Annotated in this window: 14 protein-coding genes; 6 read left to right on the top strand and 8 right to left on the bottom strand. The window is 64.4% G+C overall.

Annotated features, from left to right (window positions below):
• Positions 1-28: 28 nt before the first annotated feature.
• The 7 genes from P0D96_RS14475 to P0D96_RS14445 all read right to left on the bottom strand — a co-directional run bounded on the left by P0D96_RS14475 (position 29) and on the right by P0D96_RS14445 (position 5,994).
• Positions 29-820, bottom strand: coding sequence for an ABC transporter ATP-binding protein (locus P0D96_RS14475; RefSeq protein ID WP_012426714.1), 792 nt, complete (start codon positions 818-820; stop codon positions 29-31).
• Between the two features lie 35 nt (positions 821-855).
• Positions 856-1,611, bottom strand: a complete 756-nt coding sequence (locus P0D96_RS14470; protein WP_106280534.1) for an ABC transporter permease — start codon at positions 1,609-1,611, stop codon at positions 856-858.
• A 14-nt stretch (positions 1,612-1,625) separates the two neighbouring features.
• The gene (locus tag P0D96_RS14465; protein WP_132382791.1) at positions 1,626-2,348 is read right to left on the bottom strand and encodes an ABC transporter permease; all 723 of its coding nucleotides are present in this window, start codon (positions 2,346-2,348) and stop codon (positions 1,626-1,628) included.
• Positions 2,349-2,447: 99 nt separating this feature from the next.
• Positions 2,448-3,308: a transporter substrate-binding domain-containing protein gene (locus P0D96_RS14460; RefSeq protein WP_408286081.1), complete on the bottom strand. Its 861-nt coding sequence runs from the start codon at positions 3,306-3,308 to the stop codon at positions 2,448-2,450.
• 291 nt (positions 3,309-3,599) lie between these two features.
• Positions 3,600-4,280 carry a methyltransferase family protein gene (locus tag P0D96_RS14455; protein WP_408286083.1) on the bottom strand — a complete coding sequence of 227 codons (681 nt, stop codon included), beginning with the start codon at positions 4,278-4,280 and terminating at the stop codon, positions 3,600-3,602.
• A 12-nt stretch (positions 4,281-4,292) separates the two neighbouring features.
• Positions 4,293-5,129, bottom strand: coding sequence for an arylamine N-acetyltransferase family protein (locus tag P0D96_RS14450; protein WP_408314010.1), 837 nt, complete (start codon positions 5,127-5,129; stop codon positions 4,293-4,295).
• Between the two features lie 181 nt (positions 5,130-5,310).
• Positions 5,311-5,994 carry a hypothetical protein gene (locus tag P0D96_RS14445; RefSeq protein ID WP_408314008.1) on the bottom strand — a complete coding sequence of 228 codons (684 nt, stop codon included), beginning with the start codon at positions 5,992-5,994 and terminating at the stop codon, positions 5,311-5,313.
• Between the two features lie 335 nt (positions 5,995-6,329).
• Between P0D96_RS14445 and P0D96_RS14440 the strand changes: the two genes are divergently transcribed.
• The 6 genes from P0D96_RS14440 to P0D96_RS14415 all read left to right on the top strand — a co-directional run bounded on the left by P0D96_RS14440 (position 6,330) and on the right by P0D96_RS14415 (position 14,244).
• Entirely contained in the window at positions 6,330-7,853 is a 1,524-nt protein-coding gene (locus P0D96_RS14440; RefSeq protein ID WP_408314006.1) for a carbohydrate porin, read from the top strand.
• 101 nt (positions 7,854-7,954) lie between these two features.
• The gene (locus P0D96_RS14435; protein ID WP_408314004.1) at positions 7,955-9,106 is read left to right on the top strand and encodes an NHL repeat-containing protein; all 1,152 of its coding nucleotides are present in this window, start codon (positions 7,955-7,957) and stop codon (positions 9,104-9,106) included.
• Positions 9,107-9,143: 37 nt separating this feature from the next.
• Positions 9,144-10,451: an iron uptake transporter deferrochelatase/peroxidase subunit gene (gene efeB / locus P0D96_RS14430; protein WP_132382779.1), complete on the top strand. Its 1,308-nt coding sequence runs from the start codon at positions 9,144-9,146 to the stop codon at positions 10,449-10,451.
• Positions 10,452-10,509: 58 nt separating this feature from the next.
• Entirely contained in the window at positions 10,510-11,553 is a 1,044-nt protein-coding gene (locus tag P0D96_RS14425) for an iron ABC transporter substrate-binding protein (RefSeq protein WP_408314001.1), read from the top strand.
• Positions 11,553-13,157 carry an ABC transporter permease gene (locus P0D96_RS14420; RefSeq protein WP_408313999.1) on the top strand — a complete coding sequence of 535 codons (1,605 nt, stop codon included), beginning with the start codon at positions 11,553-11,555 and terminating at the stop codon, positions 13,155-13,157. Before P0D96_RS14425 ends, P0D96_RS14420 begins: the two co-directional genes overlap by 1 nt.
• Positions 13,158-13,185: 28 nt before the next feature.
• Positions 13,186-14,244 (top strand): ABC transporter ATP-binding protein, encoded by a 1,059-nt coding sequence (locus P0D96_RS14415; protein ID WP_408313997.1) that lies wholly within the window; start codon positions 13,186-13,188, stop codon positions 14,242-14,244.
• On the opposite strand, the gene P0D96_RS14410 is transcribed toward P0D96_RS14415, so the two are convergent.
• On the bottom strand, positions 14,229-15,107 hold the full coding sequence (locus P0D96_RS14410) for a LysR family transcriptional regulator (RefSeq protein WP_132382771.1): 879 nt from the start codon (positions 15,105-15,107) through the stop codon (positions 14,229-14,231). The two genes, P0D96_RS14415 and P0D96_RS14410, sit on opposite strands and share 16 nt — an antisense overlap.
• Between the last annotated feature and the right edge of the window lie 16 nt (positions 15,108-15,123).

The following is a 15,123-nucleotide window of genomic DNA, read 5'->3' as shown; positions in this document are numbered from 1 at the left end:
TGCTTGGTAGGTTATCTGGTGATGCTGATCAGTTGGTGGTGCGGTCCTGATGGCTCGAAACGAATTGCCGGAACCGATCCGACTTGCATTCGACGAACACCTCGTCGGGCGTGCCGTCGGCTTCCACTTGCCCCTGGTGCAGGAACATCACGCGATTCGATACATGGCGCGCGAAACCCATTTCGTGCGTGACGACCAGCATGGTGCGGCCCTCTTCGGCCAGCGAGCGCATCACGCGCAGCACTTCGCCCACCAGTTCGGGATCGAGCGCCGAGGTCGGTTCGTCGAACAGCATCACTTTCGGATGCATCGCCAATGCGCGCGCAATCGCCACGCGTTGCTGCTGACCGCCTGAAAGATGCGCCGGATAGTGGCCGCGTTTTTCCGCGAGACCGACTTTCGCGAGCAGCGCTTCCGCCTCTTCCACCGACTCGGCGCGGCTGCGTTTTTGCACGCGCATCGGCCCTTCGATCAGATTTTCCAGCACCGTCATATGCGACCAGAGATTGAAGTTCTGGAACACCATGCCGAGTTGCGAGCGCACCCGGTCCACCTGGCGGCGGTCGCTCGGTTGCAGCTTGCCGTCGCCGCGGCGCTTCATTTTCAACTCTTCGCCGGCGAGCGAAACCGAGCCGTCGTCGGGCGTTTCGAGCAGATTCAGGCAGCGCAGGAAGGTGCTCTTGCCCGAGCCGCTCGCACCGAGAATCGAGATCACGTCGCCTTGATGGGCGTCGAGCGAAATGCCTTTGAGCACGTGATGGTCGCCGAACGATTTGTGAATGTTCTTGACCGACAGTGCAACGGGTGCCGTAGCGTTCATGGGATTCTCCAGATTCATCCAGGATGGGCGGCCGTTCAGGGCGCGGCGCGGCGTGCTTCGGTGGTGGCGGAAACCGGGCGGTTCGCCGCGGCCTGCGGGCGTGCCGCGCGCAGATGGCGCGACAGACGCGTTTCGAGCATGCCGAGCAGCCGCACGATGACGAAATTCAGGAACAGATAGATCAGCGCGGCGCAGATGAAGACTTCCGTCGTGCGATAGGTTTGCTGAATGATCTGTTGCGCGACGCCGGTGACTTCCCACACGGTGACGAGACTTGCCAGCGCCGTCGATTTGACGAGCAGCACCGCTTCAGTCGAATACGCCGGCAGACACTGGCGCAAGGCGATCGGGCCGATCACGCGACGCAGCAGCGCGAAGCCCGACAGGCCGATCGAATAACCTGCCTCGATCTGACCGACCGGCACGGCCATCAAACCGCCGCGAATGATCTCGGCGGTATAGCCGGCCGTGCATAGCGCGAGCGACAACACCGCGCACATGTAGGGCTCGCGCAGCACCGGCCACAGGAAGCTCTCGCGTATCACCCCGAACTGGCCCATGCCGTAGTACACGAGGAACATCTGGATCAGCAGCGGCGAGCCGCGGAACACGAGGATATAAGCGCGTGCGAAGCGATTCGGCAGCCAGTGCGGCGACACGCGCATCGTGACGATCACGAGCGAGAGCAGGCCGCCGAGAATCAGCGAGCAGAAGAACAGGCCGAGCGTGGTCGGCACGGCCCCGAGCAGTTGCTTGATCGTGTCGAACAGAAAGTCGAAGTCGAAATGCATGATGGCCGCCCTCGTCAGTTACGCGCGAAGTTGCGCTTGAAGGATCGGCCCACGTGCGCTTCGGCACGGTTGAAGACCCGGTTCGAGATGCTGGTCATGAGCAGATAGAGCGCACCGCCCACTACGAAGAACGTGAAGTACTGATGCGTGGAACCCGCCGCCACCTGGCTCGTGCGCAGCAATTCGGCGAGGCCCGTCACGGAGATTAGCGCCGAATCCTTCAGGCTCAATTGCCAGACGTTGCCGATGCCGGGCAACGCGAAACGCAGCACTTGCGGAATCAGGATGCGCCGCGCCATGGTCAGCGTCGGCATGCCGATCGAGCGCGCGGCTTCGAGTTCGCCGCGCGACACCGCCAGCACCGCCGAGCGGTACACCTCGGCCTGATACGCGCCTGAAATCATGCCCACGGCCAGTGCGCCGACCACGAACGGCGGCACGCCGACGAAACCCTCCGCGCCGAACCACTGGCCGACGGTCGTGACGAGCGTCGAGCCGCCGAAATAGAACAGGTAGATGACGAGCAGTTCAGGCACGCCGCGAAACACGGTGGTGTAGATATCGCCGACCACGCGCAGCGTACGAAAACGCGACAGCTTGGCGGCCGCCACCAGCGCGCCGAACACGGCGCCGACCGCGAGCGCCGCGAGCGTGAGCGCCACCGTCATCAACGCCGCGAGCAGCAATACGCCGCCCCAGCCTTCCGGCCCGAAGCCGAGCATCTGTATCAGAGCCATTTCCTACCTCTCATCTTCATCCAATGCGGCGGATCGAACCGGCCGGCATGCGCTGGTTTTCGCCACGCGCCTGCCGTTGCCTCTTAACGTGAAGGCGAATCAAGGCGTGACGTCGGTCTTGAACCACTTGTCGGAGAGCTTCTTGACGGTGCCGTCGGCGAGCGCGGCGCTGATCGCGGTGTCGAACTTCGCCTTCAGGTCGGCGTCCTGCTTGCGGAACGCGAGGCCTTCGCCCGGGCCCCAGATCGGGCCGCCGATCTTCGGGCCGGCCATCACGATCGACGCGGTTTCTTTCTTGTCGATGTTGGCGGCGTAGTACGTCACGTCGTCGAACGAGGCGTCGATGCGGCCGTTGGCCAGATCCAGATCGCGTTCGGGCGATGTCTTGTAGACGCGGATCGTGGCAATGTCCTTGAAGCCGTCATTGATGAACTTGGTGTAGACCGTGCCCGACTGGATGCCGATGGTCTTGCCCTTCAACTGCTTGCGCAAGGCGTCGACGGTCGGCTGGTCGGCTTTCGGGTCGCCCGACAGCTTGACGACGGCCGCGCCCGGCGCGGCTTTGGGCAACACCTTCGCATCGGCCACGGCGAACGTGGCAGGCGTGGCGGCGTACGGCTTCGAGAAGGCGATGATCTTTTCACGCTCCGGCGTGATCGAGATCGCATCCATCAGGACGTCGAACTTGCCCGCCTGCAGACCGGGAATCATGCCGTCCCAGTCTTGCGCCACGAGATTGCATTGCAGCTTGATGCGCTCGCACAGGTTGGCGACCAGTTCGGGTTCGAAGCCGCCCAGCTTGCCGCCCGGCAAGGTCAGATTCCACGGCGCGTAGCCGCCTTCGAGCGCGATCGTCACCGTCTTCCAGTCTTTGGCCTGCACCGGTGCCGCGAAAATCGCCGCGGCGCCGAGAACGGCGCCGATCAATGCTTTTGCTGCCGTCGTGCGCTTCACTTTCACGTCGAAACTCCTTTGATTGAGGAAACCGTCGAGCCGAATGTTTAACCGCCGCTTAATTTGTATAGACAAGTCTGCATGAGTAAAAAAGCTGTCGCAAGAGAATTTGCGAGAAATTAGCGGAATCATCGGGTAAGCCCCTAGACGATGCAGCGTGGCGTGGCTTTGCGGGGAGTTCTTAATGCGCGGAAGATGCACGGCGTGCTTCGCAGCACCGGCAAGCGCAATTCGTTTTGTCTAGACAGGTTGATGCAAGCTGAGCAAACGCGCGCGGAGACGGCGGTTCGATGCGCCCTACCAGATGAACGGCACGAAGCGATAACGCACGCGCGCCATGTAGTCCGTGTAACCGTCGAGTTGCGCGGCCAGCACGCGCTCTTCGCGCACCGCTCGCCAGCCAATGCCGATCACCATGACCGGCACGAAGGCGAGACCCCACCACGATCCGAGCAGCAAGGGCGTGCCGACGAACAGCAGCAGCGCGGCGGAATACATGGGATGACGGACATGCGCGTAAAGACCGGTGTCGATCACTTTATGCCCGCGGCTCGCCTGGATCTTCACGACCGGCGCGGCATAGCTATTGGCCTGGAACACGAAGCGGCACATGAAGAGGCAGAGGAACACGCAGAGCGAGCCGAGGCTGACCAGTGCCACCGGCAACGGCGCGGTCCAGTGAAAGCGCATTGAGTCGAACGCCATCAGGACGAGCCAGCCGCACCACGCCACCGAGACGCTCACCATGAAAACGCGGTCCCAGCGGCTTTGCTGCTCCTGCACGAATGGCGACAGTCGCTCGGCGAGCAGGCCGGGATCATGGCGCGCCAGCCACAAACCGATCCACAGGCTCAGCACGCCCAACTCGATCACATACCACCACCCGGCCGGCCATGCCAAGGTGCCCGCCGCGCCGAACAGCAGCGCGCCCATGCCCACCAGCCAGACCACCGTTTGAAAGATGAGGCGCGCGACCATGACGGTTCGTTGCTACGCGGTTTTCGCCGGCGTGCGCACGCGGTCGAATATTTCGGCGATGTCGATCTCGCCGGTGTTCAAGCCGAACTGATCGCGCAGGCACGCCGCCAGTTCGCCGGCGCTCCTGAGTTGCCGCTCGCTGATGAGCCGGCCATCGGCTGCGCGTTCGCTCAGTTGATCGTTGAGCAGCGCGAGCCGCGCTTCGGGCAGCACGCGGCACACGATCAGCGTGCTCGCGAAAATCGCTTCCGGCGAGGTCGACGTGTACCAGTTCGAGGTTTCGTAATCGATCCACTCGACCGGTTGCAGATCGAAGCGGTAGACCCGCGCCCAGCTTTCGTCGCGCGCCTGCACTTCGAGAAAAAGCGCGTCGCGCGATGCGTCGGCGAGACGGAACGTGCCGAGTTCGGTGGGCTGCGCGATGCCCGCGGTCAGCCGCAGCGGCGCGGTCAGCGTCACGCTGCCGAAACCCACGTCGGCGATCCAGGCTTCGTTCTCGATGTCGAGGCGCAACACCATATGCGTGCGCGGCGGCGGCGCATCCGATTCGCGGCCCCACAGTACGCGCCCGAGCAAGGGCGTGACCTCGAAGCCCAATTGCATCAGCACGTTGGCGAATAGCGCGTTCTGTTCGAAACAGTAGCCGCCGCGGTGTTCGGTGACGAGTTTGCGCTCGACCGATTCGAGATCCAGTTTCACCGGACGCCGCGTGAGCGGGTTCAGGTTCTCGAACGGAATCGCGCGCGGGTGCAACCGGTGAAGCGCCTGAAGGACTTCCAGCGTTGCAGCGCGCGGGCCTTCGTAGCCAATGCGGGCGAAATAGTTGTCCAGATTCACTGTGTGAGACATCGGCAGGTTTCCGGTATGGTTTTGGACACAGGACGCGTATCGGTGATGCGCGGCCGTGCGGTTTTGGAAATCGATCATAGCCGCTTTTGTGGTCCGCTCGCTGTGGCGGCCTTTACCTGTTTTCGTAGCCGCCGGTCGACGCCGCCCGAACGAGGGCGGCGTTCATCTCCGAACCGGTTTCTTATTGACCGCCCTTTAGCGCCGAGGTCGCAACCGACGGCACGCTGATGCCGTGGCTCGACGCGAACTGCACGGCCGAGCTCAGCGTCGACATCAACGATTGCAACTGCCCCGGCGCCGATTGCGCGATGTATGACGCGCTCTGCGCCGTCTGCGGATTCATGCCGGCCTGTAGCAGCGACGACGGATTCATCTGCCCGATACTGCCGAGCCCCGACTGCAGGCTCGAATACTGGCTCACGCCTTTACCGAGCGACGACAGGCCGTCCGTGAAAGCCTCCTTGTTGATCGGCGTAGCCGACGCACCACCGCTCGCGCGGCTAGCGAAGGCCTGGGTCAGCGTCTGCGAGAGCGACTGCTGCGTGCTGCCCATCTGCGTCAATTGACTCACCGAAGGCGTGCCGCCGCTCAACAATCCCGCCGCCTGCTGCGCCTGCCCCGCCGCGCTGCTCATCCCCATCGCCGAGGCCAGACTCGACTGGCCGCTGAGCACCTGCTGGTTCGCGCCCACGTAGGTCTGCAACAGTTGCGACACGCCGCCGGACGACGCCGTCGCCCCAGCGCCCGCGGAACTGTCGCCGCCGCCTATGCCGAACTGTTTGAGATTCAGCTGCGCATTCGAGACGCCACTCACCAGCAAACCGCCGCTCGCCAGCAACGAAATCAACACTCTGCGTTTGTTCATATCCATCTCCTGAATTGGCGTTTCGGGTACTCGTGCGAGTTCGACACCCCACCCCGGAACGCGTTCATATGACCACCACCATACAGATTCATTACTTTCTCATTCTCTGCAAATTACGTGCAAATGCCGTTTAGTAGCAGTACGTAAAGAGCAAAGTTATATGTCAGTAATATTGATGCGAATCGTTCTCATTTGTGTTGACGCACCAAATCCGCATGCGTACGATCTCGCAATCTGCTGCAGTTGGCATCGCGAACCAATGCAGCAAATCGCGGGCATGCGGCGATGCGCCGCGATGGTTCAAATCAGTCGATACAACACCAATAAGGATTTCGATGAAGTTCGCCCATTTCAACGGACCCGGCGTAGCAGCCCGTCCGTTTCGCGATTCCGTGCCGCGCGCCAACACCACGCGCCGTTCGCGTTTGCCCTCCATGCGGCGTGCCGCGCTTTGCACGGCGTTCGCGTGGGCGTCGCTGACAGCCGGCGCCGCCATGGCCGAAGCGAATCCCGACGCGGCGCCGGAAGCGCCCGAGGCCGACCTGAAGATTCAGGCGACCCAGACGAACCAGTGGACCGGCTTCTGGAATCGACAGCAGATGCTCGGCGACATAGGCGGCCTGCGCCCCTGGCTCGGCAAATACGGCGTGACCTTCACGCTCACCGAAACCAGCGAAGTGCTCGCCAACCTGCGCGGCGGTCTCGCGCGCGGCGCCGACTACGACGGCCTGACCACCGGCACCGTGCAATTGGACACGCAAAAAGCGTTCGGTTTGCCGGGTGGCCTGTTCAACGTCAGCGCCTTGCAGATCCATGGTGCCAACCTCAGCGCTAACAAGCTCGGCACGTTGAATACGGCGAGCGGCATCGAAGCCGACGACGCAACCCGTCTGTGGGAATTGTGGTATCAGCAGTCGTTCCCGAACAAGCGCATCGATGTGAAGATCGGTCAGCAAAGTATCGACCAGGAGTTCATCACGAGTCAGTACTCGGCGCTGTTCGTCAACACGATGTTCGGTTGGCCCGCCCTGCCCTCGTACGACATGCCGTCCGGCGGCCCGGCGTATCCGCTGTCGGACCTCGGCGTGCGCGTGCGCGGCCAGATCACGCCGGCGTTGACGGCGTTGGCAGGCGTGTACGACGGCGACCCGCTCGGCAACAACCCGGACAACAAGAGCGGCACTAACTTCAACCTGCACAATGGCACGCTGTTCATCGGCGAGTTGCAGTACGCGATCAACCAGCCGGCCGACGGCGAAATGGTCGGCGCGGGCGGCGGCGGTTTGCCCGGCACCTACAAGCTCGGTGTCTGGTACAACAACGGCAGCTTCGCGGATCAGCGCTACGACAATACCGGCTTGTCGCTCGCCAATTCGGCCAGCAGCGGCATCGCCCAGAATCATCACGGCGACTACAGCTTCTACGCCGTGGCGGACCAGATGATCTGGCGTCCGGACCCGGACGAGCCGCGCAGCATCGGCGTCTTTGCCCGCGTGATGGGCGCGCCCGGCGACCGCAACCTGGTGAGTCTCGCCGCCAACCTCGGCGTCGTGATGAAAGCGCCGTTCGCCGGCCGCGACAACGACAGCGTCGGCCTCGCGCTCACCTACATCAAGGTCGGCAATCACGTGAACGGCCTCGATACGGATGCGCGGGCATTCAGCAACAGCCCGTACGGCATACGCACCAGCGAAACCACGCTCGAGGCGACGTACCAGTACCAGGTCAATCCGTGGTGGCAACTGCAAGCTGACGCGCAATACACGTTCAATGCCGGCGCCGGCCAGAATCCGAACGATCCGACGCAGCCGCTGCGCAACACGTTCGTCATCGGCGTGCGGACCAACATCAACTTCTGATGACGTCCGCGCCCCATTCACACGCTACCGACCCAATCGAATCCCATGCTTTCGATCATGACCGCAACCACCGCTTTGTGCGCAGGCACGGAGGCTCAATCGTGAACACTCCCACGCGCCAGTTTTCGCCGCGCGCCGCGCGGGCCCTGATCGCCGCCGCTGTCAGCGCGGCCGCATTCGCGACCGCCGGCAGCGCGCACGCCGATCCGCAAGGTTTCCTTGAAACCGTCAAGCACCACACCACGCTGATCAACACAGTGCCCGGCAACGGCGACCAGAATCCGTACGCGGTGGTGGTCGCGCCGGTCACGGCCGGCACGGTCAAGCAAGGTGACGTGCTGGTCGGCAACTTCAACAACTCGACCAATCTGCAAGGCACCGGCAGCACGATCATCAACTATCACCCGGACACCAAGGAGATGACGGTGTTCGCGACGGTGCCGCGCGATCTGAAGGAATGCCCCGGCGGCATCGGTCTGTCGACCGCGATGACCATGCTCAAGTCCGGCTATGTGATCGTCGGCAGCACGCCGAGCAACGACGGCACCACCGGCACCAAGGGCGCCGGCTGCCTGATCGTGATCGATCCGCAAGGCAAGGTCGCCTCGACCATCAGCAGCCCGAACATCAACGATCCGTGGGGCAACATGGCGGTCGTCGACAACGGCAGCAGCGCCACGCTGTTCGTCAGCAACGCCGGCTTCGGCGTGGGTGGAGCTGACGGCAATCCGCCGGTGTTCAAGCAGGCCACCGTGCTGCGTCTGGATCTCGACGTGCCGGCCGGCAAGCCGCCGGTCGTGAAGAAAGAAACAGTGGTGGGCAGCGGCTTCGGCGCGCAGGCGGACAAGGGCGTGTTCCTCGTCGGCCCGACCGGACTCGCGCTCTCGGCCGATCAGAAACTGCTGTACGTGTCCGACGCGATCGGCAATCGCATCACCGAAATCGACGAACCGATGACGCGCGACAGCAGCGCGGGCGTCGGCCGTCAACTGACCGCCGACGGCCTGCTGCACCGGCCGCTCGCGATGGTGACCGCTCCCAACGGCCACCTGCTCGTCACCAACGCGCTGAACGGCCAGATCGTCGAAATCGATCCGGCCAGCGGCAAGCAGATCTACGCGCGCTGGATCGACACCGACAAGGCGCAATCGCCCCCGGGCAACGGCGACCTGTTCGGTCTCGCGATGACGCCTGAGGGCGACGGTTTCTACTACGTGCAGGACGACGTGAACACGCTGGTGCTCGCAAAGTAAGTTGCACATTCCAAAGCCGAACGAAGGTGAAGTAACCATGGCAAACGATCAACCCCCGCGCCCCAAACGGCGCGGGTTTCTCAAGGCGGGCGGCGCCGCGGTCGCGGCGGGCGCGAGCCTCGGCGCGGGTCTCGCGACATCGCAGAACGCGCTAGGCAAAACGCAGCCGCATGCTCTCGCCGATCCGCAACTCGCCGTCGAGCCGTTTTACGGCACGCATCAAGGCGGCATCGTCACGCCGCAGCAAAGTCACACCTACGTCGCCGCGCTCGATCTCACCACCGAGAAGCGCGAGGACGTGATCGCACTGCTGCGCGCCTGGACCGACGCCGCCGCGCGTCTCACGCAAGGCGGCACGGCCGCGCCGCTGCCGACCGGCGACGCCGCCGACAACAAGGCCGCGCCTGATTCCGGCGATGTGCTCGGCCTCGGCCCCTGCGGGCTGACCATCACCTTCGGCTTCGGCCCCGGTCTCTTCACGCATGAGGGCAAGGATCGCTACGGCCTCGCCGCGCGCCGCCCCGCCGCGCTCGTCGATCTGCCGCGCTTTAACGGCGACCAGTTGATCAAGGAAAAAACCGGCGGCGATCTGTATATCCAGGCCTGCGCGAACGATCAGCAGGTCGCGTTTCACGCGGTCCGGCAGTTGTCGCGCCTCGCGTACGGCACGGCGGCGATGCGCTGGGGCCAGTCCGGTTTCCTGTCGGGTCCGCGCGGTCAGACGCCGCGCAATCTGATGGGCTTCAAGGACGGCACCAACAATCCGTCCACCGCCAAGCCGCCGTTGATGAACCAGTTCGTGTGGGCCGGCGCGAGCGCCGACGCGCCGTGGATGGAAGGCGGCACTTACACGGTCGTGCGGCGCATCCGCATCACGCTGGAGCACTGGGACAACACCGAACTGGACTTCCAGGAACAGGTGTTCGGACGTCACAAGTACAGCGGCGCGCCGATCGGCAAGAAGAACGAGTTCGACGCCGTGGACCTGAAGGAAGAGGACAAGGACGGCAATCCGGTGATTCCGGAGAACTCGCACGTGCGTCTGTCGAATCAGGCGAGCAACAACGGCGCGCAGATTTTGCGCCGCTCGTACTCGTATAACGACGGCACGAACTTCTACATCGAGCGCTGGCCGCCGTGGCGCCAGGAAACGGAGTACGACGCGGGCCTCATTTTCATCGCACATCAGAGCGACCCGCGCAGCGGCTTCATTCCGATCAACGACAGGCTCGCGAAGTTCGACATGATGAACCAGTTCACGACGCACGTCGGCAGCGCGATTTTCGCTGTGCCGCCGGGCGCGAAGCCGGGTTCGTATATCGGCGCGGGATTGTTCGAGACGTAAAGCAGACGCAGTCGACACAACACAGATCAACTACAACATCACAACGGACTTCTGGATCATGGCTTACAACTTGTTTGGCACTCGTCTGCGTGTCCTGGCCAATACGCTGGGCAGCGCGGCCGCCCTCACGCTGGCCGCTTTCGCGACGGTGCCGTCGGCGGCCGAGGCCGCGTCGATCACGCTGTATAACGCGCAGCACGAGCAGGTCGTCAATCTGCTCGCCAAGGACTTCGAAAAGCAATCGGGCATCTCGGTGAAGATCCGCAACGGCGAAGGCCCGGCGATGGCCGCGCAGATCGTCGCTGAAGGCGCGGCCACGCCCGCCGACGTGTACTTCACGGAAAACTCGCCGGAGCTGATGCTGCTCGAAGAGAAAGGCCTGCTGAACAAAGTGGACAGCTCGACGCTCGCCACCGTGCCGGCGCGCTTCAGCTCGCCGACCGGCGCATGGGTCGCGGTGACCGCGCGTGAAAACGTGCTCGCCTACAACACCACCAAGGTTCAGGCTTCACAACTGCCGCAATCGCTGTTCGATCTCGCCAAGCCGGAATGGAAAGGCAAGATCGGCATTGCCCCGAGCGACGGCGACTTCCTGCCGCTCGTCTCCGCGGTGCTCGCGCTGAAGGGCGAAGCGCAAACGGTGCAATGGCTCAAGGGCCTGAAAGCCAACGCGCAGATTTTCGACGACGACGAAGGCGTGGTCGCCGCCGTGAACCGCGGCGGTGTCGCGACCGGTCTGATCAACAACTATTACTGGGCGCGCCTGCATGCCGAACTCGGCGACGGCAAAACTCGCAGCGCGATCTATCACTTCGGCAACGGCGACGCCGGCGCGGCCGTGAACGTATCGGGCGCCGCGGTGCTGAAGTCCGCGCACAACACGGACGGCGCACAGAAGTTTCTCGCGTACCTGGTCAGCGACCGCGCGCAACAGTTGATGGCGAATAGCCACGTGATGTTCGAATATCCGCTGCACGCAGGCGTCGCACCGGATCCGATCCTCAAGCCGCTCGCCGAACTGAGCCCGCCGCCGCTGACGATCCAGCAACTCGGCGACGACAGCCAGGCCGGCAAGCTGCTGCGCCAGGCAGGCCTGCTGTAATGAGCGAAGCTTTGTCAGCCGGACCACCGGCTGTCCCGACTGTCCCGGCGCGCGCCCGTTCGCGCGCGCCTCGCGGACTGTTCGCGGCAGCGGCACTCAGCGCTTTGCTGGTGTTGCTGCCGATTGCGTTTACGTTCTGGCGCGCCGCGAGCTTCGGCGTCGGCGAGGCGATCGACTTGATCTTCCGGCCGCTCGTCGGCGAACTGCTGCTCAACACGTTGATGATCACCGTCTCGACCACGCTGGTCGCCGCCGTGATCGGCACGGCCGCCGCGTGGTTCGTCGAACGCACGCACTTGCCGGGACGCCGCGCGTGGGCCGTATTGAGCGCCGCGCCGCTCGCCATGCCCGCCTTCATCTCGAGCTATGCGTGGGTGTCGCTGAGCCTGGATTTGCAGGACTTCGCGGGCGCGTTGCTCGTGCTGACCTGTGCGTATTTTCCGCTCGTCTATCTGCCGGTCGCCGCCGCGTTGCGCGGCATGGATCCGGCGCTCGAAGAAAGCGCGCGCGCACTTGGTTGCAACCGTTGGACCACTTTCATTCGCGTCGTGCTGCCGCAACTGCGTCCGGCGCTGCTCGGCGGCATGCTACTGGTGGCGCTCGGCGTGCTGTCCGAGTTCGGCGCGTTTACGCTGCTGCGTTTTCACACGTTCACCACGCAGATTTACGCAGAATTCCGCACCAGTTTCGATGGCGGCGGCGCTTCGCTGCTCGCGTGCCTGCTGATCGTGATCTGCCTGATCGTGCTGGCATTCGAGTTTCGCGTGCGCGGCGCGGCGCGTTATGAACGCGTCGATCGCGGCACACGTCGCGCGGTGTTGCGCTATGAACTCGGCGCGTGGCGCTGGATCGTCGTCGCCGGCTTTGCGCTGCTGTCGATCACCACGCTCGGCGTGCCGCTCGGCATGATCGGCTACTGGCTCACGCAACCGGGCGCGGCGGCCGTCACACCGGCGGATGTGTCGCCCGAACTGCTGTTCAACGCCACGCTCTCGTCGCTCGGTTTCGGGCTTGCCGCCGCACTGCTGACCACCTTGCTGGTCGTGCCGCTCGCGTTCCTGCTGGTGCGCTATCCGACCCGTTTCGCGACGTTGTTCGAACGCACCGTGTTTCTCGCGCAAGGCGTGCCGGGTCTGGTGATCGCACTGGCGATCGTGTCGCTCGCGGTGCACGCGCTGCAGCCGCTTTATCAGAGCGCGACGCTGCTGGTGATCGCCTACTCCATGCTGTTCATGCCGCTGGCGCTGGTCAGTGTGCGCGCCGCCTTCATGCAGGCCCAGCCGCGTCTCGAGGAGACCGCGCGCGCGCTCGGCCTGAGCTGGTCGCAGACGCTGTTCCGTGTGGTGTTGCCGCTGGCGGGACCTGGACTCGGCGCGGCCGCGGCGATGGTGTTCATCTCGGTCGTCACCGAACTGAACGCGACGCTGCTGCTCTCCCCGCTCGACACGCAAACACTCGCCACCCAGGTCTGGGCCGACACCTCGACGATGGCGTTCGCCGCGGCGGCGCCCTACGCAGCGTTACTCACCGGCATTTCGCTGTTCGCCTCGGGCCTGCTGTTCGCGCTGCTCGGCAAATCGGCGCTACTCGGCGAACGCGGCTGACGCGCCGCGCTTTTACCATCGGATTTTCATGAGCGAACTTCGTATCCGCGGGCTGCAAAAATCATTCGACGGCACGCCAGTGCTGCACGGCATCGATCTGTCCGTCGAACGCGGCACGCTGCTGGCGCTGCTCGGCCCGTCGGGCAGCGGCAAGACCACCCTGCTGCGCCTGCTGTGCGGCTTCGAACGCGCGGATGGCGGCAGTGTGGACATCGACGGCCGCCGCGTGGCCGGCGACGACCTGCATGTGCCATCCGAACAGCGCCGCATCGGCTATGTGCCGCAGGAAGGCGCGCTGTTTCCGCATCTATCGGTGGCGGACAACATCGTGTTCGGCTTGCCGCGCGCACAGCGGCGCGCGCGGCATCGTGTGGCCGAGTTGCTGGAACTGGTCGGCTTGCCGGCGAACTTCGGCGAACGCGCGCCGCAGCAGTTGTCGGGCGGCCAGCAGCAACGCGTCGCGCTGGCGCGCGCGCTCGCGCCGTCGCCCACGCTGGTGTTGCTCGACGAACCCTTCTCATCGCTCGACGCCGCGTTGCGGCTCGAAACCCGGCAAGCGGTTGCCAGCGCGCTGGCCGCGACCGGCGCGACAGCCGTGCTGGTCACGCACGATCAATCCGAGGCGTTGTCGCTCGGGCATGAAGTGGCGGTATTGTGGAACGGCCGGCTGATCCAGACCGCGACGCCGGAGATGCTCTACCGGCGGCCCGTGACGCGTGAACTGGCATCGTTCGTCGGCGAGGCGGTATTGTTGCCGGGCATGGTCAGGCAGGATCGCGTGAGTTGTGAACTGGGCGAATTGGCGTTGTCCGGACCGATGGGCCAGGGTGCTGTCGATGTGATGGTGCGGCCCGAGCAGATCCGCTTATTGCGCGCCGAAGAAACGATGCCGAACGGCGCGGCGGCCTATGACGCAGTCGTCACGGAAGTGATCTTTCAGGGGCAGGACGCGGGCGTCGCGCTCCAATTGCATTCCGACATGCGGACGATCGTGCGCGCGCGCGTGGCGGGCTATCTTTGCCCGCGGCCGGGGGATCAGGTGCGGCTCGCAGTGGATGGCGAGGTGACGGCTTACGCTCGCGGTTGAGCCTGAGGCCGCAGCGAGAGGTCCTGCATCATCTGCGCGGCCAGATAATCGCAGGTCGGTCGATCCGATTTGGCGCTGCGCGCCACCACGATTTCCAGCGGCGCGATCTTCGGCAAGCCTTGCGCTTCACCGAGAATCGTAAGCCGTGGCGGCACGCTGCAACGCGTGAGCGCAATTACCGATAAGCCTGCATCCACGGTCGCCACCAGTCCCATCAGGCTCGCGCTGCTGAATGCCGCGCGGTAGCGAATCCGCGCGCCGTCGAGCGCGGCCAGCGTATGCTGGCGCGCCACGCAGCCCGGCTCATAGAGCCCCACCGGTAGCGGCGACACCGCCAGCACCGGCGTATCCACCGACGCCCCCACCCACACCATCGGCTCGCTGCGCACGAATTCCCCGCGCATCTTGCGGTCACGCGTGACGAAAGCGAGATCGATCTTGTTGTCGGCCAGCATTGGCGCGAGCGACGTGCTCTGCGCGCAGACGATTTCGATTTCCACGTGCGGATACAGATTCGAGAAGCGCCGCAACACGGGCGACAGCAGCGAGGACACGTAATCGTCCGGCGCGCCGAGCACGACGCGCCCGGTCACCTCGGGCCGCACGATCGCCGACCACGCCTCCTCATGCAACGCGAGCACGCGCCGCGCGTATTCGAGCAGCGTATTGCCCGGCCGCGTGAGCGACAGATTGCGCGTGTTGCGGGCGAACAGCGTGGTGCCGAGCATGGTTTCGAGCCGCTTGATCTGCATGCTGACGGCCGCCTGCGAGCGATGCACGGTCGTCGACGCCTTCGTGAAGCTGCCCGTTTCCACCACCGCAACGAAGGTGCGCAGCAGATCGACGTCGAATTCGGGGTGCATGATTTATCAATCCAGC

Origin of the sequence: Paraburkholderia sp. RL17-347-BIC-D, from assembly GCF_046027915.1 — a bacterium.
In the GTDB taxonomy this organism is placed as follows: domain Bacteria; phylum Pseudomonadota; class Gammaproteobacteria; order Burkholderiales; family Burkholderiaceae; genus Paraburkholderia.
Note: the sequence above shows the minus strand (reverse complement) of the source record. Positions and strands in the feature narration are given on the sequence as shown.

Coding starts and splice junctions, on each gene's coding strand:
- P0D96_RS14475 (WP_012426714.1), bottom strand. CDS start 820: ATGAACGCTACGGCACCCGTTGCACTGTCGGTCAAGAACATTCACAAA.
- P0D96_RS14470 (WP_106280534.1), bottom strand. CDS start 1,611: ATGCATTTCGACTTCGACTTTCTGTTCGACACGATCAAGCAACTGCTC.
- P0D96_RS14465 (WP_132382791.1), bottom strand. CDS start 2,348: ATGGCTCTGATACAGATGCTCGGCTTCGGGCCGGAAGGCTGGGGCGGC.
- P0D96_RS14455 (WP_408286083.1), bottom strand. CDS start 4,280: ATGGTCGCGCGCCTCATCTTTCAAACGGTGGTCTGGCTGGTGGGCATG.
- P0D96_RS14450 (WP_408314010.1), bottom strand. CDS start 5,129: ATGTCTCACACAGTGAATCTGGACAACTATTTCGCCCGCATTGGCTAC.
- P0D96_RS14445 (WP_408314008.1), bottom strand. CDS start 5,994: ATGAACAAACGCAGAGTGTTGATTTCGTTGCTGGCGAGCGGCGGTTTG.
- P0D96_RS14440 (WP_408314006.1), top strand. CDS start 6,330: ATGAAGTTCGCCCATTTCAACGGACCCGGCGTAGCAGCCCGTCCGTTT.
- efeB (WP_132382779.1), top strand. CDS start 9,144: ATGGCAAACGATCAACCCCCGCGCCCCAAACGGCGCGGGTTTCTCAAG.
- P0D96_RS14425 (WP_408314001.1), top strand. CDS start 10,510: ATGGCTTACAACTTGTTTGGCACTCGTCTGCGTGTCCTGGCCAATACG.
- P0D96_RS14420 (WP_408313999.1), top strand. CDS start 11,553: ATGAGCGAAGCTTTGTCAGCCGGACCACCGGCTGTCCCGACTGTCCCG.
- P0D96_RS14415 (WP_408313997.1), top strand. CDS start 13,186: ATGAGCGAACTTCGTATCCGCGGGCTGCAAAAATCATTCGACGGCACG.
- P0D96_RS14410 (WP_132382771.1), bottom strand. CDS start 15,107: ATGCACCCCGAATTCGACGTCGATCTGCTGCGCACCTTCGTTGCGGTG.